Raw genomic sequence first — 17073 nt, 5'->3', positions numbered from 1 at the left:
TTCGGCGTCCACCTTGGAACATGACCGACCCCGCGACACTCGACGTCACCATCGTCGACGGCTACGTCGACGAGCCGGCGCACTTCGGGGTGCCGCCCTACATCTCGACCTATCCCCGGTACACCGCCGGGGCGCTGGTCGACGCGGGGGTGCCAGCCGACCAGATCACGTACCTCACCATCGACGAACTGCGCGAGGACCGCATGCTGTGGGCCGAGGTCGAACAGGCCGACCTCATGTGCTACCTCGGCGGGATGACCGTCCCCGGGAAGTACGTCGGCGGCACGCCCGCGGAACCGGACGAGGTGAAAGAACTCGCCTGGACCGCACAGGGCACGACCCTGATGGGCGGCCCCGTGAAGTTCGGCGTCGGCGACGAGAACGCCGGCGCGACCGAGACCGAACGCGACGACCTCGACTACGACTTCGTGGCGAAGGGCGACGTGGAGGCCGCCGCCTACGACCTCGTGGAGAGTGGGCTGGAGGGCTTCAACAACCGGATGCGCGACAACGAGGAGATCGACCGCTGGGCCGCCGACGGCGCGTTCGTCATCGAACAGCACCCGAACCACCCGGAGTACCTCATCTGCGAGATGGAGACCTCGCGTGGCTGCCCGTACCGGTGCTCGTTCTGTACCGAACCGCTGTACGGGAATCCCTCCTTCCGCCAGCCCGACTCCGTCATCGGTGAGGTGGAGGAGCTGTACGACCGTGGTGCCCGGCACTTCCGGCTGGGCCGGCAGGCCGACATCCTCGCCTACGGCGGCGACGGCGAGAAGCCGAACCCGGACGCCCTGCGCGAGCTGTACGGCGGCATCCGCGAGGTCGCGCCCGACCTCGGGACGCTCCATCTCGACAACATGAACCCCATTACGGTCGTCGAGTGGCCCGAACTGTCGCGCGAGGGCATCCGCATCATCGCGAAGCACAACACCCCCGGCGACACGGCCGCCTTCGGCCTCGAATCCGCCGACCCGCAGGTGCAGGACGCGAACAACCTCAACGTGACCGCCGAGGAGGCGTTCCAGGCGGTGAAGATCGTCAACGAGGAGGGTGGCTGGCGGCCGGGTGACGAGCCCGGAACCGGCCCCTCGACCGGGCCCGACGCGCCGCGTCGGCTCCCGAAGCTCCTCCCGGGCATCAACCTGCTCCACGGGCTGAAGGCCGAGCGCGAGGAGACGTTCCAGCACAACCTCGACTTCCTCCACCGGGTGTACGACGCCGGCCTGATGCTCCGGCGTGTGAACATCCGGCAGGTGATGACGTTCGCCGGCACCGACATGAACAGCGAGGGCGCCCACATCGCCCACGACCACAAGCAGTTGTTCAAGTCCTACAAGCAGCAGGTGCGCGAGGAGATCGACAACCCGATGCTCCAGCGCCTCGCGCCGCCGGGGACCATCCTCGAGGACGTGCACCTGGAGTACCACGAGGACGGGACGACCTTCGGCCGCCAGCTGGGAACCTACCCGCTGCTCGTGGGGCTCCCCGGCGAGTACGACCTCGGCCAGACCGTCGACGTGGCCCTCGTCGACCACGGCTATCGCTCGGTGACGGGCGTGCCCTACCCCCTCGACCTCAACAGCGCCTCGATGAAGGAGCTGACCGCGATTCCGGGCATCGGCAAGGGGACCGCGGGCGACATCATCGTCGACCGCCCCTACGCCGACCCGACCGAGGTGACCGCCGAGGTCGACCTCACGAAGTACGCGACCGCCCGACGGCAGTCCGGCGCCGACTGAGGCCGGGGGCGTCCCGGCCCGTGTGCCGAAGTGACCTTTTCATCTCATGCATCAGCGGAAATTTGAAGACAACCCCACCTGTCTACTTCGATGGAGGCTACTCACTGTGGAGATATCTGATAAGCTACTGTGTCTGTTCAGCGCCGAGGTAGAGGGGGACGACGACTCCTTCACCGTCGAGGTACCGCGCCAGGAGATCGAGAACGGCTCCGTCGAGCCGGGTGCGACCTACCGCGTCGCACTCATCGCGCGAGAGGAGGCCGAGGAGGCCGAGACCACCGAGACGACGAGCGCCGCCCCGTCCGAGCCCCAGCCCCCGGTGGAAGCCGGCGAAACACGCTACGTCGAGATCGAGGACATCGGCAAGCAGGGCGACGGCATCGCCCGCGTCGAGCGCGGCTACGTCATCATCGTCCCCGGTGCCGAGGTCGGCGAGCGCGTCAAGGTGGAGATAACCGAAGTGAAGTCGAACTTCGCCGTCGGCGAGATCATCGAAGAGACCTTCTGAGTCGCTCCTCACTCGGCGTCCGTCCCGTCCGGTCGTTTCGCGCCTTCCGAGTCGTGGACGACGACCTCGCCAGATCGCGGACTCGCGGGTTCGTACTCGTCCCTGACGGCGATGGCTTCGTCCAGTTCTCGCACCGCCCGCTCCTTGAGCGCCGCGGCCAGCTCCTCGGCGTCCTCGCGTGAGATGTCCCGACCGAGGCCCTCGCACTCGTGGGCACGGACGACACCAGACTCGTCGACCGCCTCACCCATCGGCTGGCTCGTCCCCGCGAGGGCGACGCTGAAGGGGTAGGTCCGGCAGATGAGGGGCCGCGACCCGTGGACCGAACACGCGCCGACGCCGTCCTCGTCCTCGGTGTAGAAGGTGCAGTCCCCACACGAGTCGGTCTGGAGGGCCCACTCGAACGTCTCGCCCTCGAGGTCCCCCTCTGGGTTCTCGGTGAGGCCGTAGGGCATCGGGCGGGCCACGTCGCGCCAGTCGTACTCCGTGGTCGCCTGCAGGTCACGGACCTCGTCGGGGAACACCGTCGCGGTGTGGGGGTCGTCGGCCTCCGACGTGCAGCAGGCGCCACAGCGCGTGCACTCGAAGCCGATGTCCTCGATGGCGTCGGCGAGGCTGGCCACGTCGAGGTCCTTCGCGCGCTCGAGTTCGGCTTCGAGTGACTCCATGCGTGACTGGTGGTCGGGGACCAGCGGGAAAAAGCGGTTCGTTCGGGCGGCGGGGCAGGGCGAGACGGGGAACGGGGTGGGACGGTCGCGTGGTCAGTACGTCGAGGCCGCACCGCCGGGACCCGTCTGGTCGCGGCCGATGATGAAGTACAGCAGGATGCCGATGATGCCGCCGAAGAACACGACCAGTGCCCAGAGCAGCCCGCTGTGCGAGCTGTTCCGCTGGGCATCGTTGTACGTCCAGATGGGGAGGACGATGGCGAACAGGACGAACATCGCGAGGGCGAAGAGGACGAAGAGGGCTTCTCCTGCCATACCCGACGCTACCGGAGTGTTGCATAAATACTTTGTCGTGTCAGGAACCGATTACACCGGGCTGGCCCGCTCGCCGTCCCAGTCGATGCGACCGGCCCGCGACAGTTTCGACAGGTGACACTCGACCGTCGCGGCCGCGAGGTCCCGCACCCCGGAGAGGTCCTTGTCGTAGGCCGAATCGAGCACCTCGTCGAGCGTCTCGGCCCCGGCGACGACCGCACCGAGGACCTTCTGCTCGCGCCGGTTCCGGTGCCGGATGAGACGCTCGCACTGGCCGCGCGGGTCGGTCAGGACGGGCCCGTGGCCCGGACAGAGTTCGCCGGGCGCCATCGCCCAGAGCCGGCGCAGGCTGGTGAGGTAGGCGCGCAGGTCGGCCCCGTCGCCGCCCACGACGACGCTCCCCTCGGCGATGGCGAGGTCGCCACAGAGGATGGAATCCCCGGCGACGAACGAGACGTGGTCGCGGGCGTGCCCGGGCGTCTCCAGGACGCGAACGCCCACGTCGGGGATGACCGTCCCCTCGCGGAACGTCCGGTCCGGCTCGACGCCGGTGGCGGCGGTGAAGGCGTCCTCGTGTCCCTGGCGTGCCCAGACGGTCGCGCCCGTCTGGTCCGCATAGTGGGCGACCGCGTCGACGTGGTCCGAATGAGTGTGCGTCACCGCGATGTGGCGCACGTCGTGGGTCGAGACGACCTCGTCGAGGCGTTCGTTGGTCGTCGCGGGGTCGACGAGCAGGGCGGTGCGCTCGCCGACCACGTAGGCGTTGGTCCGGGCGGTCGGCGCACGAGTCTCCGTCGGGACGGCGATCCGCGTGACGGCTGGCACGACGTCGGTCATGCGACGACAGAGGAGGGTGGGAGGTAAAACGACAGGGGAAGGAGGCGCCCGCACTGCTGGCGGGGCGAGGACCGTGCCGGGGACGGGGAGCCACGGCTCGGGGGTGGAGCGTGTCGAAAGGACGGAATCGAGGGGTCGACCGGGTCCGTGGCTGGCGACCCTGCCGAGCGCCGTCGGCGTCGTCTAGATGTTGAGGTAGTAGACCTGCTTGCGCGCGTCCTGGAAACTGTAGCGCGAGCTGACGAGGCCCGCGTCCTCCAGGCGGTTGAGGGCGTAGCGGACCGTGCGGTCGGGGAGGAGGGACTCCTCGGCCAGCTGCCCCTGCGAGAGGGGCGAGTCGGACTCCAGGACCTTGGCGACGAGCTTCGCGCTCGGGGGAAGCTCGCGGAGGCGTTCGCGGTATTCGGCGTCGGAGAGGGTCTCCTCTGCGTTCTCGGCACGGTCGTCTGCGGTACTCATGCTCATGCCTCTGCGTCTCGCGAGGTCAGTGTTAAGGGTTGGCTATATGGGAGTTGGTATAGTAAAGATAATATTAAGTGATTATATGCCACGGTAAGAGTTCGCACGACGGTTTATCCACGCGGCGCGCGAACCACCGGACATGGAGCCGATTCCGGAGCAGTACCACGACCTGTTCGAGAAGCAGACGTTCGCGCACTTCGCGACGCTGATGCCCGACGGGACGCCGCAGGTGACCCCGGTCTGGGTCGACTACGACCCCGAGACGAACCACGTGCTCGTCAACACCGCCCGGGGCCGCCGGAAGGAGCGCAACGTCCGCGAGAACCCGAAGGTCGGCATCGAGATGACCGACCCGGACGACCCGTACCGGTTCCTCTCGGTGCGGGGCGAGGTCGTGGCGGTCACCGAGGACGGCGCGGTCGAGCACATCGACGAGCTGGCCCAGCGCTACATGGGGCAAGACACGTACCCGAACCACGGCGAGGAGTCCGGGCCGCGGGTCATCATTCGGATTCGACCGGCTCGGGTGACTGGTAACTAGGGTCGCGGTACTGGCCCATCAGGCAGTTGCAGTCGGGACAGTGGACCAGCGTCAGACCCCGTCGTTCGTGTCGGATGAGGTCTTCCGTCTCGACCTCGGCGGTGCAGTGCTTGCAGGTCGGCATATGATGACATATGGTACCACACTACAACAAGCTTCCCGTACCGTGGCGAGACCGCCACACGACGAGGCGAGTCCAATACCGTTTTATCCCACCGGGTGAGTAGCAACGCACAGTGTGAAGGGGCAGGAATGGTACCAGACCGACGAGGTGGCCGAGGAGTACGAAGAGAAGCGGTTCTCCCGTGGCGGTCGCCTCATCGATCGGCGCGAGAAGGAGGCCGTACTGAACGCCATCGGCCCCGTCGACGACAAGGACATCCTCGAGATAGCCTGCGGTACGGGTCGATTCACGGTCATGCTCGCCGAGCGTGGTGCCGACATCGTCGGTCTCGACATCTCCGCGGCGATGCTCCAGCAGGGGCGCCGGAAGGCACGCGCCGCCGGGGTCGCCGACCACCTGGAGTTCATGCGTGGTGACGCCGCTCGCCTGCCGTTCCCGGACGACCACTTCGACACGGTGATGGCGATGCGTTTCTTCCATCTGGCCGACACCCCTGCCTCGTTCCTCTCCGAGATGTGCCGCGTCTCGAAGGAACAGGTGTTCTTCGACACCTTCAACCGGTTCTCGACGCGGAGCATCTACAACTGGGCGCTCCCGATGGGGTCGCGACTCTACTCGCGTTCGGAGGTCGAGTCGCTGCTCTCGAAGTCCGGACTCCAGCTCGCCGGCGAGTCCCACGACTTCGTGCTCCCGTACGGGTTCTACCGGCAGATCCCCGGCAACCTCGCGAGCACGTTCCGGGGCCTCGACAAGGAGATCCTCGACGCGCCGGGGCTCGAACGCCTCGCCTCGGTTTCCTACTGGAACGCGCGCGTCGAATGAAACAGGTTCGGTTCGATTGACACACTGGTTTTTAAGTATCGGAACCGCAAGCAACGATTATGCAACTCTCGGTGGTCGTCCCGACACTGAACGGCCGAGAGGAACTCCACGCCTCGCTGGACGCGCTCGGTGAGCACGTCCCAGACGCCGAGGTCGTGGTGGTCAACGGGCCGTCGGCCGACGGGACGACCGGGATGGTCCGCGAGCGCGACGACGTCGACGTGCTCGTCGAGATCAGCGAGCGGAACATCAACGTCGCCCGGAACGCCGGCATCGAGGTGGCGACGGGCGACGTGGTCGCGCTCGTCAGCTACGACCTCGCGGTCGAGCCGTCCTGGTACGAGGGGCTGGTGAGCGCCCTCGACGACGGGGCTGCCGTCGTGACGGGGCCGACACACCGGACCGTCAAGGCCGGGATGACCACCGAGGAGAAGGAGTCTGTTTCTCTCGCGGGCCGTGAGGTGACGTACTTCAACGGCGACAACGTCGCGTTCGAACGACAGGTACTGGAGGACATGGACGGGTTCGACGAGTACCTCCAGACCGGCGGGGCCCGCGACGGCGCCCACCGGCTGGCCCACCTCCGGCACGACGTGACGTGGGAGTCGTCGATGTCCGTCCGCGGCGAGTTCGAGACCGACGGCGGCCACACCGTCCACGACTGGGAGTGGAAGTACCGGGCGCTGTCGTACCGGCTGGTGAAGAACTACGGCGTCCGTCCGACGGTCGCCGCGCGTGCGGTGAAACACGCGCTGCTGGACGGGGCGCGCTCCCTGAAGGGCGTCGTCACCGGCCACGAGCGCCCCTCGTCGTGGCTCGGTGGCGGGCGCTCGGTGGTCAAGGGGATGCTCCTCGGGTGGAAGGACGGCCTCGCCGCCCGGAAGAACGACCGGACGCTCCGGCGGAACCCGAACGGCATCTCGACCCGGCAGGACCGGGCGGTGTGTCGCTACCAGGTCGCCGGCGAGTGAATCAGGTCAGGCTTCTGCCGCGGGTCGCAGTGCCTCGATGACCCGGCAGGCGTTCTTCGCGAAGGCCCGGCGCATCGTATCCTCCGAGACGTCGAGCGTCAGCAGTTCCATCACGCCCACGTTCGGGTGCGTCCAGGGCGCGCCGCTCCCGAAGAGCACCCTGTCCGGGTGCTCCAGCATGGCGCGTTCGAGCTGGTCGCGGAACCGGACGAAGGAGGTGTCGACGTAGGTGTCGTCGTAGTGGTCGAGCAGGTCGATGGTCCGGTCCATCATGTCGCGGTCGAGCGGGTAGCCGCCGAGGTGGGCCACGACGACCGGGAAGCCCCGGCCCAGGAGCGTCTCGGCGACTGCCTCGGGGGCGAACCCCTGCCCGGCCCGGACCAGCACCGGCAGCCCGACCGACGCGAGTTCGTCCAGGACCTGCTCGTCCGGCAACCCGTCGTTGGGCGCGTCGAGGACGAACCCGTGGAACCGGTCGTCGTAGGCGTACTGTTCCACGTCGGCAGGCGAGGTGTGCCACGGCTGCCGGGATGTCGTGAGGTTCCGCAGTCGGGCGGTCGCACCCGCGCCGGGGTCGCGCTGGCCGTTGATACGGGCGAACGCGACGAACGGGCGGTCGACGCTCAGCCGGGCGACGGTGTTGTTCCGGGTGAGGTAGTCACCCTCCTCGGGACCGGGCTCGGGGAAGACGACGGACCGGACGACCCCTGCCTGTTGCATCTCGCGTTCGAGTTTCTCGGGCGAGATGGCGCGGCCGCGTGTCGAGGCGAACTCGTCGCTGGTGAGTTGGGCGTGGACGTCTACGACGCGGAACCGGTGTTCCAACTCCAGCATCTCGCGTGATACATTCGGGCGCTGCTATTTCTTGGTACCGGCTAGGGAACCCGCGGGAGAAACCCTCTCTTGAATTACTTCTTGCACACGCAAGCTTGCTAAACGCAAGCAAGCGATTCTGTAGCCAAGAAATCTATATATAGTCTCGCAAACAATATGGAAGCGAGGTTTCCCATCATGCCCCAACAATCTTTCGCACAGCGTAGCATGGGCGGTCAGCCGATGTTCATCCTCGCAGAGGACACCCGACGAACCCACGGCCGCGACGCCCAGTCGTCGAACATCATGGCCGGCAAGGCCGTCGCCGAGGCCGTCCGCACCACACTCGGCCCCCGCGGCATGGACAAGATGCTCGTCGACACCTCGGGCACGGTCGTCATCACGAACGACGGCGCGACCATCCTGAAGGAGATGGACATCGAGCACCCCGCGGCCCAGATGATCGTCGAGGTCGCCCAGTCCCAGGAGGACGAGGTCGGTGACGGCACCACCACCGCGGCCGTCCTCGCGGGCCAGCTCCTCGCGCAGGCCGAGGACCTGCTCGAGAGCGACGTCCACCCGACGACCATCGTCGAGGGCTACCGCGAGGCCTCGCGCATCGCCCTCGAGACCATCGACGAGATGGTCCTCGACGTCGAGATGGACGACGAGACGCTCCACCAGGTCGCCGAGTCCAGCATGACCGGCAAGGGCACCGGCGGCCTCACCGCCGACCAGCTCGCCGAGACCGTCGTCGAGGCCATCCGCCACGTCCAAGAGGGCACCGACGTCGAGCGCGACGACGTGCGCATCCACACGAAGGTCGGCGCGTCCTCGAACGCGACCGAACTCGTCGAGGGTATCATCATCGACGAGGAGCCCGTCCACGACTCGATGCCCCGCACCGTCGAGGACGCCAACATCCTCGTCCTCGACATGGACCTCGAGGTCAGAAAGACCGACGTCGACGCGGAGTACCGCATCGACTCCATCGACCAGCTCGAGGCCGTCATGGAGGCCGAGGAGACCGAACTCCGCGGCTACGCGAAGACCATCGCCGACTCGAAGGTCGACGTCGTCTTCACCACCGACGACATCGACAGGCGCGTCGCCTCCTACCTCTCGAACGAGGGTATCCTCGCCTTCGAGAAGCTCTCCAGCACGGACGCCCGGGCCATCGCTCGCGCGACCGGCGCGAAGCGCCTCGGCTCGCTCGAGGACCTCGACGGCGAGGACTTCGGCCACGCCGACGAGATCCGCGTCGAGCGCTTCGGCGAGGACGAGCTCACCTTCATCGAGGGCGGCGCGGCCGCGAAGTCCGTGACCATGTTCGTCCGCGGCGGCACCGAGCACGTCGTCGACGAACTCGAGCGCGCCCTCACGGACGCGCTCGACGTGGTCGCCGTCGCGGCCGAGTCCGAAGAGGTCGTCCCCGGCGCGGGTGCGACCGAGATCGCCATCTCCGACGCGGTCCGCCAGGGTGCGGCCGGCATCGAGGGCCGCAAGCAACTCGCCGTCGAGGCGTTCGCCGACGCGGTCGACACGCTCCCGCGCACCCTCGCGGAGAACACCGGCATGGACTCCATCGACGCGCTCGTCTCGCTGCGCGCCGCCTACGAGGGCGGTGACGTGATGGGCGTCATCAGCGAGGGCGAGTCGGGCCGCATCGACGACCCGCTCAAGTACGGCGTCATCGACCCCGCCGACGTGAAGCGCGAAGCCGTCGAGTCCGCGACCGAGGCCGCGACGATGATCATCCGCATCGACGACATCATCGCCGCGAAGTAACGCCGCGGCGCGGTCGAACCAGCATCCTCGATTCTTCTCCGTCGTCGCACACAGAGCGACCGCGCTGGGTCGGTGACTCGCCGAATCCGGTCGTGACGGGGCGAAAGTCCCGATTTCCGGTACTTCCGCCGTCGCCAACCATCTTTGGCAAGACATGCTTTCGGCTCGGCGACCGACCACGACGTGTTCACAGATGTCTGAACGACTCGGTCTCACGGAAGCGATATCCATCGCCCTCGGTGGGATGATCGGCGGGGGCATCTACGCCGTGCTGGGTGTGGTCGCCGGCATCACGAAGGCTGCGACGTGGTTCGCCTTCGTGCTCGCCGGCGTGGTCGCCGCCTGCGCGGGCTACTCCTACGTCACGTTGAACACCATGAGCGACAACCAGGGCGGGTCGGTGTCGTTCGTCCAGTCCTTCGTCGGGAACTCGACGCTGGCCGGGATGGTCGGCTGGACGCTGTTGTTCGGGTACATCGGCTCCATGGCGATGTACGCCTTCGCGTTCGCCGAGTTCACCATGTGGTTCGACGCGGTCCCGACGTCGTTCGCCAGCCTCCCACTCCGGCCGGTGCTCTCGGTCGTCGCGGTCGCTGCCTTCGTCGGGCTGAACCTGCTCGGCGCGCAGGCGACCGGCTCGGCCGAGAACGTCCTCGTCGCCGGGAAGGTCGGCATCCTCGTCGTCTTCGGGGTGCTCGGGCTGGTGTACGCGACGATGCTCGAACCGATGGCGGTCTCGATGGGCACGAGCAAGCTCGCCTCCTTCAGCCCCGTGATGGCGGCGGCGGTCTCCTTCGTCGCCTTCCAGGGCTGGCAACTGCTGTTCTACGACCAGGACAGCATCTCCGACCCGGTGGAGACCATCCGGAAGGCGGTGTACGTCTCCATCCCCGTGTCGGTGCTCATCTACATCCTCGTGGCCGTCGTGACGGTGAACCTCGTCCCGCAGGCCATCACCAAGCATCCCCACACCGCGCTGGTGAGGGCCGGGCAGCAGATGGTCTCGCCGTGGGGTGTCGGCGCGGCCGCGGCCGTCGTCATCTCGTTCTCGGCCATCCTCTCGACCGGGAGCGCCATCAACGCGACGCTGTTCTCGACCGCCCACTTCGCGGAGGGCATGGTCAGTGACGGCCTGCTCCCGGACCGCATCACCAGCGAGGACCACGACGAGGGCGTCCCGCCGCGGACCGTCCTCGTCATCGGGGTGGTGACCGCCGCGTTCACCGCCTACGGGAGCCTGAACGCCATCACCTCGTTCGCCTCGCTCGCGTTCATCGTCGTCTTCGGGTCGATGAGCCTGCTCGCGTTCCGCCAGCGCGACCAGGAGGCGGTGACGGGCGCCATCCCCGCGGTCGGCGCCGTCGGCGCGTTCGGCTTCTTCCCGCTGATGCTGTACCACCTCTACACGAAGGAACCGGGGACGTTCTACATGGTCGTCGCCATCGCCGCCGCGGTCATCGCGCTCGAGTTGCTGTACTTCGAGCGCGAGACCATCGAGGAGGAGGTCGAAGCCTTCGAGTCCGAGGTCGCGAGCGCCGCGGACGGCGTCTTCGGGAACTCGGACGATTGAGACCGGGGGCTACCCCCAGAACCGGCGGACGACGGTGACACCCCCCAGCGTCCCGCCGCTCCCGATGGCGGCGACGCCGAGGGAGAGCCAGACCAGACTCCGCGTACACCAGTTGCAGCCGTCGTAGTACTCGACGGTGTGGTCCTGCGTGTCGATGCCTGTGAGTCGGTAGTCCGTGGGGCCGGTCGTCTCGCCGGGGCACGCACGCTCGGTGCAGGCACCCGGGCTTGCGACGACGAGGAAGGTACCGAGGAGGACGAACAGTATGGCGAGGGCCAGGCGGGTCACGAGTGGGGTTACAGATGTCTGCGATAAAAGCGCCCGGCTAGCTGAAACCGACGGTTGTGTGATATCGGTGCCAGTCAGGGATTCGGCAGCGACCAGTCGTACCGCATCGCCGCCAGCCGCAACCCGAGCGCGAGGCCGACGCTCAGGGCCGTCGCCCACACCTGCGGACCGCCGGCCTCGCGAACGACCCAGAAGACGGCGCCACCGGCCAGCGCGCAGGTCGCGTAGAAGTCCTCGTGGAGGATGCTCGGAACCTCCTGAGCCAGCAGGTCGCGAATCGCCCCGCCGCCGGTCCCCGTCAGGGTCGCCGTGATGACGACGCCGAAGGGCGAGAGGCCGGCCTGGTAGCCGACGATGGCACCGGTCCCGGCGAAGGCCGCGAGGCCGATAGCGTCCGGAATCGTGAGCAGGGGCGAGTCCGCGATGTCGCCGGCTTCGAGGTGCGCGAGGACGATAGCGACGCCCACGCCGGCCAGCGCGAGCGTCATGTCGAGTTCCGAGAGGAGCGCGCCGGGGACCTTGCCGACGAGCAGGTCGCGGGTGATACCCCCGCCGAGGGCCGTGACGACTCCCAGCACCGACACCCCGAGGTAGTCGAGGTCCTTCTCGACGCCCTTCGAGGCGCCGGCGGCCCCGAAGGCGACGGTACCGAGGGCGTTCATCGCGGCGAACGGCGTCAGCATCTCAACAGCGCTCCAGTACGACTGTATCTCCCGGTGCCAGTCCGAACGCCTCGTCGCCGCGGCCCTGGTTCACGTCGCACTCGACGTTGCCGTGGCTACCGACGGTGACGAGGCGGTCGCCCTCGGAGACCGCGGCGAAGGTGTCGCCGACGGGTGTCCGGGTCCCGTCCACCGTGACTGCGCTCGCGCCCGCGAGGAAGTCGCCGGGGACGTTCGTGATAGCGTTCCCGAAGTCGTCGACGACGAGCACCTCGCCCTCGGCGCGCTCGCCCTCGATGGTGGCTTCGGGAAGCGTGCAGTCGACGAGACTGCCGGGGTCGGTCGAGGTGAGCCGGGCGAGCGAGTCGGCGTCCGCCACGCCGGCGTCGTGGACCGCGGCGGCCGCCGGCGCGAACACGTCCCGGCCGTGGAAGGTGCTGCTCGCGGCGTCCTCGTCGTCGACGACGAAGGCGGCCACGTCCGCGGCGGTGTCGAGTGGGTCGCCGGGCGCGAGTCCAGCAAGCTCGCGGGCGACCGGGAGGACCACGCCGTTGTCGGGCGCGACGAGGGCGTGCTCGCCGACCCGGAGGACGATGGCGTCGCGGTCGGTGCCGACGCCGGGGTCGACGACGACGCAGTGGACCGCCGGTGGGAAGTACGGCAGGACCTCGCGGAGCCAGAAGGCGGCGGCACGCACGTCGTGTCGGGGGAAATCGTGGGCCACGTCCTCGATGCGGGCGTCGGACTCGGCACAGATGACGCCGCGCATCGCGGACGGGTAGGGCGACCCGAAGTCCGAGGCGAGCGTTATCATTCCCCGCCGTTCGTGTCGGTCTCGGCCACCTGCTGGATGCGCTCGATACCGTCTATCTCCTCGATGATCTCGACGGCCGGGTCCGGGATGAGGCTCTCCCAGTCCTCGCCCTGTATCATCCGCTCCCTGACCTCGGTGCCCTCCAGGACGTCCCGGTTGAACATGGGCGACTGGCGCACCTCGATGCCGGCCTCCTCGAACAGCCGGATGACGAGCGGGTTGTTCGAGTACGCCACGTCGAACGACGGCGACATCGACTGGACGTGGCTCACCCACACCGAGTTCCGTTCGAGGTCCTCGATGGGGACCGCGTACGTCGTCAGGTCGAACTCCTGGAGCGACTTCGTCAGCATCATGATCCGCTCGCCGGCCGTGAACGGGTCGTGGGTGCTGTGCGAGTCGCCCGCGCTCCCGATGCCCAGCACGAGTTCGTCGACCTCCGCGGCGATGGTCTCGACCATGCTGTGGTGGCCGTTGTGGTACGGCTGGAACCGGCCGATGTAGAATCCGCGAGTCATACTACATGGGTCGACCGTTCCATTTATAAGGGTGGCGGCATCCGGCGGGTGCCGTTCGTGGGGTGTAGGAGGCTTCTATCCATCGAATCCGGTCGTGTGTCGACGGGGCGAGAGGGGAGAAAGTATATCAGTGCCTGAGCCTTCGATTCAGGTAGCAACCCGATTCTATGAGCAACGACAGTGACACCAACGACGGAATCCCGGAGACGGTCGAGGAGACCGAGACTGACGGGGATTCCGAGTCAGGCGAGACGGGGATGCCGGGCGTCCCGAAGGACAAGCACCCGGACCCCGTCGTGCCCGACGATTCCCCCTCAGAGGACGACGGTGACTCCATCGAACGACTGGGTAGCGACGTGGAAGTCGACATCGGTGCCGACATCGACGAAGAGGTGGCCGAGGACGACCTCCTCGGTGGCCTCCAGATCGACAGCACCGAAGAGATAGAGGTGCCAGAGCGCCTCGTCGACCAGGTCATCGGCCAGGACGAGGCTCGTGACATCGTCAAGAAGGCCGCCAAGCAGCGCCGCCACGTCATGATGATCGGCTCCCCCGGTACGGGGAAGTCGATGCTGGCGAAGGCGATGTCCCAGCTCCTCCCGAAGGAGGACCTCCAGGACATCCTCGTCTACCACAACCCGGACGACGGCAACGAGCCGAAGGTCCGCACCGTCCCCGCGGGTAAGGGCGACCAGATAATCGAGGCGTACAAGGACGAGGCCAGAAAGCGCAACCAGATGCGCTCGTTCCTGATGCTCATCATCATGGCCGTGGTCCTCGTGTACGCGGTCGTCACCCGCAACCTGCTGCTGGGCATCCTCGCAGCGGGTGTCGTCTACCTCGCGTTCCGCTACTCCGGCCGGAGCAGCGACTCGATGATTCCCAACCTCATCGTCAACAACGCCGAACAGCAGACCGCCCCGTTCGAGGACGCGACCGGCGCCCACGCCGGCGCGCTGCTGGGCGACGTCCGCCACGACCCGTTCCAGTCCGGTGGGATGGAGACGCCGAGCCACGACCGCGTCGAGCCCGGCGCCATCCACAAGGCGAACAAGGGCGTGCTGTTCATCGACGAGATCAACACCCTCGACATCCGGTCCCAGCAGAAGTTGATGACCGCCATCCAGGAGGGCGAGTTCTCCATCACGGGCCAGTCCGAGCGCTCCTCGGGTGCGATGGTCCAGACCGAACCCGTCCCCTGTGACTTCATCATGGTCGCGGCCGGGAACCTCGACGCGATGGAGAACATGCACCCCGCGCTCCGCAGCCGTATCAAGGGATACGGGTACGAGGTGTACATGGACGACACCATCGAGGACACGCCCGAGATGCGCCGCAAGTACGCGCGCTTCGTGGCACAGGAGGTCGCCAAGGACGGCCGCCTCCCGTCGTTCACCCGCGACGCCGTCGAGGAGATCATCCTCGAGGCCCGCCGCCGTGCGGGCCGCAAGGGCCACCTGACCCTCGAGCTGCGTAACCTCGGTGGGCTGGTGCGCGTCTCCGGCGACATCGCCCGCGCCGAGGACAAGGAGTTCACGGACCGTCAGGACGTGCTCCGCGCCAAGCGCCGCAGCCGCTCCATCGAGCAGCAGCTGGCGGACGACTACATCGAGCGCCGCAAGGACTACGAGCTGACCGTCTCCTCCGGGGACGTCGTCGGCCGTGTCAACGGCCTCGCGGTCATGGGCGAGGACTCCGGTATCGTCCTCCCCGTCATGGCCGAGGTCGTCCCGGCACAGGGCCAGGGCAAGGTCATCGCGACCGGCAAGCTCCAGGAGATGGCCGAGGAGGCGGTCCAGAACGTCTCCGCCATCATCAAGAAGTTCTCCGACGAGGACATCTCGGAGAAGGACATCCACATCCAGTTCGTCCAGGCGGGCCAGCAGGGTGTCGACGGTGACTCCGCGTCCATCACGGTCGCGGCCGCTGTCATCTCGGCGCTCGAGGACGTGCCCGTCGACCAGTCGATGGCGATGACCGGCTCGCTGTCGGTCCGTGGCGACGTGCTCCCCGTCGGTGGGGTGACCCACAAGATCGAGGCCGCCGCGAAGGCCGGACTCGACCGGGTCATCATCCCGAAGGCGAACGAGCAGGACGTCATGATCGAGGACGAGTACAAGGAGCAGATCGAGATCATCCCGGTCAGCCACATCAGCGAGGTCCTCGAGGTGGCCCTCGTTGGCGAGACCGAGAAGGACTCGCTGGTCGACCGCCTGAAGTCCATCACCGGCTCGGCGCTCGAGCACAACGTCGGGCGCGGCACCGGTTCCCCGAGCCCGCAGTAGATGCCGAACTGGGCGGCCTTCGCTGCCGTCGCGGCGGTCGTCTGTGGTTTCTTGCTCTTTCTCGCACACGCGACGAGTTCGACAGTGACGACGACGGAGGCCACGCTCCCGACCACCGAGGAGGTCGACGCCCACGCCCGCGAGCGCTTCGCCGACCACGAGGGACTGTACGAGGAGTGGGTCGCCGAGCAGGGCGACGAGTGGGCCGCGGAGCGACAGGACCGCTGGCTGGCCGAGACCGACTCGACAGGCACCCGGCAGGAGTTCTCGACCGGGCTGTTGCTCGCGAACGTCGCACTGACGCAGGGACTGTTCCTCGCGGTGCTCGTCGGCGCGGCGATACTGGCGGCGGTCCCGCCGGCTGCACTCGGCGTGGCACCGGCCCACGTCGGCCTCGCCCCGCTGGCGGTCGGCGTGGCGGTCGGGCTGGCGCTCTACGCGGCGAACCAGGTCGGCTCGTCCGTCTCGGCGCGCTTCGACATCGAGACGGGCGAGGAGTTGCGGGCGCTGCTCGCCCCCGAGAGCCCCCGGGGCTGGGCCGTCCTCCTCGCCGGGGTGCTCCCGCTGGTCGCACTCTTCGAGGAGTTCATGTTCCGGGCGGTGCTCGTCGGGGCGCTCTCGGTCGGCTTCGGCGTCTCACCGTGGCTGCTCGCGGTCGTGTCGTCGCTGGCGTTCGCGGTCGGCCACGGCGTGCAGGGGCCGGCGGGCGTCGTCATCACGGGTGCCCTCGGTTTCGTCCTCGCGGCGGTGTTCATCCTCACGGGGAGCCTGCTGGTCGTGGTGGTCGCACACTACCTGGTGAACGCGCTGGAGTTCGTCGTCCACGAGGGACTGGGCGTCGAGTAGGAGAGAGTCAGAGGTCTTCGACGGAGCGCAGTCGCTGTTCGACCTCCGGCGGGGCCGCGCTCGGTCCGTCGCGGACGCGGTGGTCGGGGATGAGCAGGGGCGCCGGGTTCTCGTCGAGGGCGGTCCGGACGAGGATGAGGTCGTCCTCGTCCTCGGCGTCGAGGCCGGGCGTCATGCGGGCGAGCTGTTTCACGTCGACCTGCTCGCCGTAGGGCACGTTCTCGCGCAGTGTCTCCAGCACCTCGCGCTGGTCCGTCGGCAGCGTCAGGGCGACCTGCACGTCCCCGAAGTCGACCTCGGTGACGCCGTCGAAGTACGTCTGGATGCGGTCGAGCAGGTCGTGGTCGTCGGCCGCGTCGTCGTCCGGTTGCTCCGGGAACGTGACCGAGATGACGCGCCCGCTGGCGACGCCGAGTTGCACGTATCGCTCCAGGAAGGGGTAGTGCCTCGCGTAGATGCCCGCGTCGTCCATACGCGACACGAGGCGCGAAACCGACTT

Annotated in this window: 20 protein-coding genes; 9 read left to right on the top strand and 11 right to left on the bottom strand. The window is 67.8% G+C overall.

What is annotated here, in order from left to right; genetic code table 11:
* The first annotated feature begins 20 nt into the window (after positions 1-20).
* Positions 21-1742: a radical SAM protein gene (locus NOV86_RS15415; protein WP_267642504.1), complete on the top strand. Its 1722-nt coding sequence runs from the start codon at positions 21-23 to the stop codon at positions 1740-1742.
* A gap of 106 nt (positions 1743-1848) precedes the next feature.
* A complete protein-coding gene (locus tag NOV86_RS15410) occupies positions 1849-2250 on the top strand; it encodes a TRAM domain-containing protein (protein ID WP_267642503.1) in 402 nt (133 codons plus the stop codon).
* Between the two features lie 8 nt (positions 2251-2258).
* Here the strand turns inward: NOV86_RS15410 and NOV86_RS15405 are convergent, their stop codons facing one another.
* The 4 genes from NOV86_RS15405 to NOV86_RS15390 all read right to left on the bottom strand — a co-directional run bounded on the left by NOV86_RS15405 (position 2259) and on the right by NOV86_RS15390 (position 4535).
* Positions 2259-2918: a YkgJ family cysteine cluster protein gene (locus tag NOV86_RS15405; protein ID WP_267642502.1), complete on the bottom strand. Its 660-nt coding sequence runs from the start codon at positions 2916-2918 to the stop codon at positions 2259-2261.
* Between the two features lie 93 nt (positions 2919-3011).
* A complete protein-coding gene (locus NOV86_RS15400) occupies positions 3012-3233 on the bottom strand; it encodes a PLDc N-terminal domain-containing protein (protein ID WP_267642501.1) in 222 nt (73 codons plus the stop codon).
* Positions 3234-3284: 51 nt separating this feature from the next.
* Positions 3285-4070: an MBL fold metallo-hydrolase gene (locus NOV86_RS15395; protein ID WP_267642500.1), complete on the bottom strand. Its 786-nt coding sequence runs from the start codon at positions 4068-4070 to the stop codon at positions 3285-3287.
* Positions 4071-4253: 183 nt separating this feature from the next.
* Entirely contained in the window at positions 4254-4535 is a 282-nt protein-coding gene (locus NOV86_RS15390; protein ID WP_368408771.1) for a winged helix-turn-helix transcriptional regulator, read from the bottom strand.
* Positions 4536-4671: 136 nt separating this feature from the next.
* Between NOV86_RS15390 and NOV86_RS15385 the strand changes: the two genes are divergently transcribed.
* Positions 4672-5073 (top strand): PPOX class F420-dependent oxidoreductase, encoded by a 402-nt coding sequence (locus NOV86_RS15385; protein ID WP_267642499.1) that lies wholly within the window; start codon positions 4672-4674, stop codon positions 5071-5073.
* On the opposite strand, the gene NOV86_RS15380 is transcribed toward NOV86_RS15385, so the two are convergent.
* Positions 5036-5197 carry a hypothetical protein gene (locus NOV86_RS15380; RefSeq protein ID WP_267642498.1) on the bottom strand — a complete coding sequence of 54 codons (162 nt, stop codon included), beginning with the start codon at positions 5195-5197 and terminating at the stop codon, positions 5036-5038. The genes NOV86_RS15385 and NOV86_RS15380 overlap by 38 nt on opposite strands.
* 114 nt (positions 5198-5311) lie before the next feature.
* Here NOV86_RS15380 and NOV86_RS15375 point away from each other — a divergent pair, with 114 nt between their 5' ends.
* Positions 5312-6019, top strand: coding sequence for a class I SAM-dependent methyltransferase (locus NOV86_RS15375; protein WP_267642497.1), 708 nt, complete (start codon positions 5312-5314; stop codon positions 6017-6019).
* Positions 6020-6078: 59 nt separating this feature from the next.
* Entirely contained in the window at positions 6079-6990 is a 912-nt protein-coding gene (locus tag NOV86_RS15370; RefSeq protein ID WP_267642496.1) for a glycosyltransferase family 2 protein, read from the top strand.
* Between the two features lie 6 nt (positions 6991-6996).
* Here the strand turns inward: NOV86_RS15370 and NOV86_RS15365 are convergent, their stop codons facing one another.
* Positions 6997-7824 (bottom strand): amidohydrolase family protein, encoded by an 828-nt coding sequence (locus NOV86_RS15365; protein ID WP_267642495.1) that lies wholly within the window; start codon positions 7822-7824, stop codon positions 6997-6999.
* A 222-nt stretch (positions 7825-8046) separates the two neighbouring features.
* Between NOV86_RS15365 and thsA the strand changes: the two genes are divergently transcribed.
* Together thsA and NOV86_RS15355 are read left to right on the top strand one after the other, a co-directional pair.
* Entirely contained in the window at positions 8047-9591 is a 1545-nt protein-coding gene (thsA, locus tag NOV86_RS15360) for a thermosome subunit alpha (RefSeq protein ID WP_368408787.1), read from the top strand.
* A gap of 193 nt (positions 9592-9784) precedes the next feature.
* Positions 9785-11161 (top strand): APC family permease, encoded by a 1377-nt coding sequence (locus tag NOV86_RS15355; RefSeq protein ID WP_267642494.1) that lies wholly within the window; start codon positions 9785-9787, stop codon positions 11159-11161.
* Positions 11162-11170: 9 nt separating this feature from the next.
* On the opposite strand, the gene NOV86_RS15350 is transcribed toward NOV86_RS15355, so the two are convergent.
* The 4 genes from NOV86_RS15350 to NOV86_RS15335 all read right to left on the bottom strand — a co-directional run bounded on the left by NOV86_RS15350 (position 11171) and on the right by NOV86_RS15335 (position 13443).
* Entirely contained in the window at positions 11171-11449 is a 279-nt protein-coding gene (locus NOV86_RS15350) for a hypothetical protein (protein WP_267642493.1), read from the bottom strand.
* 74 nt (positions 11450-11523) lie between these two features.
* Entirely contained in the window at positions 11524-12132 is a 609-nt protein-coding gene (locus NOV86_RS15345; protein WP_267642492.1) for a trimeric intracellular cation channel family protein, read from the bottom strand.
* Position 12133: 1 nt separating this feature from the next.
* Entirely contained in the window at positions 12134-12925 is a 792-nt protein-coding gene (locus NOV86_RS15340) for an SAM hydrolase/SAM-dependent halogenase family protein (RefSeq protein WP_267642491.1), read from the bottom strand.
* Complete coding sequence (locus tag NOV86_RS15335; RefSeq protein ID WP_267642490.1) at positions 12922-13443, bottom strand: nicotinamide-nucleotide adenylyltransferase; 522 nt, start codon at positions 13441-13443, stop codon at positions 12922-12924. The genes NOV86_RS15340 and NOV86_RS15335 overlap by 4 nt, the downstream gene beginning before the upstream one ends.
* Positions 13444-13610: 167 nt before the next feature.
* Between NOV86_RS15335 and lonB the strand changes: the two genes are divergently transcribed.
* Positions 13611-15728 (top strand): ATP-dependent protease LonB, encoded by a 2118-nt coding sequence (gene lonB, locus NOV86_RS15330; RefSeq protein ID WP_267642489.1) that lies wholly within the window; start codon positions 13611-13613, stop codon positions 15726-15728.
* On the top strand, positions 15729-16574 hold the full coding sequence (locus tag NOV86_RS15325; protein WP_267642488.1) for a CPBP family intramembrane glutamic endopeptidase: 846 nt from the start codon (positions 15729-15731) through the stop codon (positions 16572-16574).
* Positions 16575-16581: 7 nt separating this feature from the next.
* Here NOV86_RS15325 and NOV86_RS15320 read toward each other — a convergent pair whose 3' ends face one another.
* Positions 16582-17046 carry an MGMT family protein gene (locus NOV86_RS15320; RefSeq protein ID WP_267642487.1) on the bottom strand — a complete coding sequence of 155 codons (465 nt, stop codon included), beginning with the start codon at positions 17044-17046 and terminating at the stop codon, positions 16582-16584.
* Positions 17047-17073: the final 27 nt, after the last annotated feature.

Origin of the sequence: Haloarchaeobius amylolyticus (genome assembly GCF_026616195.1) — an archaeon.
Classification (GTDB): domain Archaea; phylum Halobacteriota; class Halobacteria; order Halobacteriales; family Natrialbaceae; genus Haloarchaeobius; species Haloarchaeobius amylolyticus.
Note: the sequence above shows the minus strand (reverse complement) of the source record. Positions and strands in the feature narration are given on the sequence as shown.

Coding starts and splice junctions, on each gene's coding strand:
- NOV86_RS15415 (WP_267642504.1), top strand. CDS start 21: ATGACCGACCCCGCGACACTCGACGTCACCATCGTCGACGGCTACGTC.
- NOV86_RS15405 (WP_267642502.1), bottom strand. CDS start 2,918: ATGGAGTCACTCGAAGCCGAACTCGAGCGCGCGAAGGACCTCGACGTG.
- NOV86_RS15400 (WP_267642501.1), bottom strand. CDS start 3,233: ATGGCAGGAGAAGCCCTCTTCGTCCTCTTCGCCCTCGCGATGTTCGTC.
- NOV86_RS15395 (WP_267642500.1), bottom strand. CDS start 4,070: ATGACCGACGTCGTGCCAGCCGTCACGCGGATCGCCGTCCCGACGGAG.
- NOV86_RS15390 (WP_368408771.1), bottom strand. CDS start 4,535: ATGAGCATGAGTACCGCAGACGACCGTGCCGAGAACGCAGAGGAGACC.
- NOV86_RS15385 (WP_267642499.1), top strand. CDS start 4,672: ATGGAGCCGATTCCGGAGCAGTACCACGACCTGTTCGAGAAGCAGACG.
- NOV86_RS15380 (WP_267642498.1), bottom strand. CDS start 5,197: ATGCCGACCTGCAAGCACTGCACCGCCGAGGTCGAGACGGAAGACCTC.
- NOV86_RS15370 (WP_267642496.1), top strand. CDS start 6,079: ATGCAACTCTCGGTGGTCGTCCCGACACTGAACGGCCGAGAGGAACTC.
- NOV86_RS15365 (WP_267642495.1), bottom strand. CDS start 7,824: ATGCTGGAGTTGGAACACCGGTTCCGCGTCGTAGACGTCCACGCCCAA.
- thsA (WP_368408787.1), top strand. CDS start 8,047: ATGTTCATCCTCGCAGAGGACACCCGACGAACCCACGGCCGCGACGCC.
- NOV86_RS15355 (WP_267642494.1), top strand. CDS start 9,785: ATGTCTGAACGACTCGGTCTCACGGAAGCGATATCCATCGCCCTCGGT.
- NOV86_RS15345 (WP_267642492.1), bottom strand. CDS start 12,132: ATGCTGACGCCGTTCGCCGCGATGAACGCCCTCGGTACCGTCGCCTTC.
- NOV86_RS15340 (WP_267642491.1), bottom strand. CDS start 12,925: ATGATAACGCTCGCCTCGGACTTCGGGTCGCCCTACCCGTCCGCGATG.
- NOV86_RS15335 (WP_267642490.1), bottom strand. CDS start 13,443: ATGACTCGCGGATTCTACATCGGCCGGTTCCAGCCGTACCACAACGGC.
- lonB (WP_267642489.1), top strand. CDS start 13,611: ATGAGCAACGACAGTGACACCAACGACGGAATCCCGGAGACGGTCGAG.
- NOV86_RS15325 (WP_267642488.1), top strand. CDS start 15,729: ATGCCGAACTGGGCGGCCTTCGCTGCCGTCGCGGCGGTCGTCTGTGGT.
- NOV86_RS15320 (WP_267642487.1), bottom strand. CDS start 17,046: ATGGACGACGCGGGCATCTACGCGAGGCACTACCCCTTCCTGGAGCGA.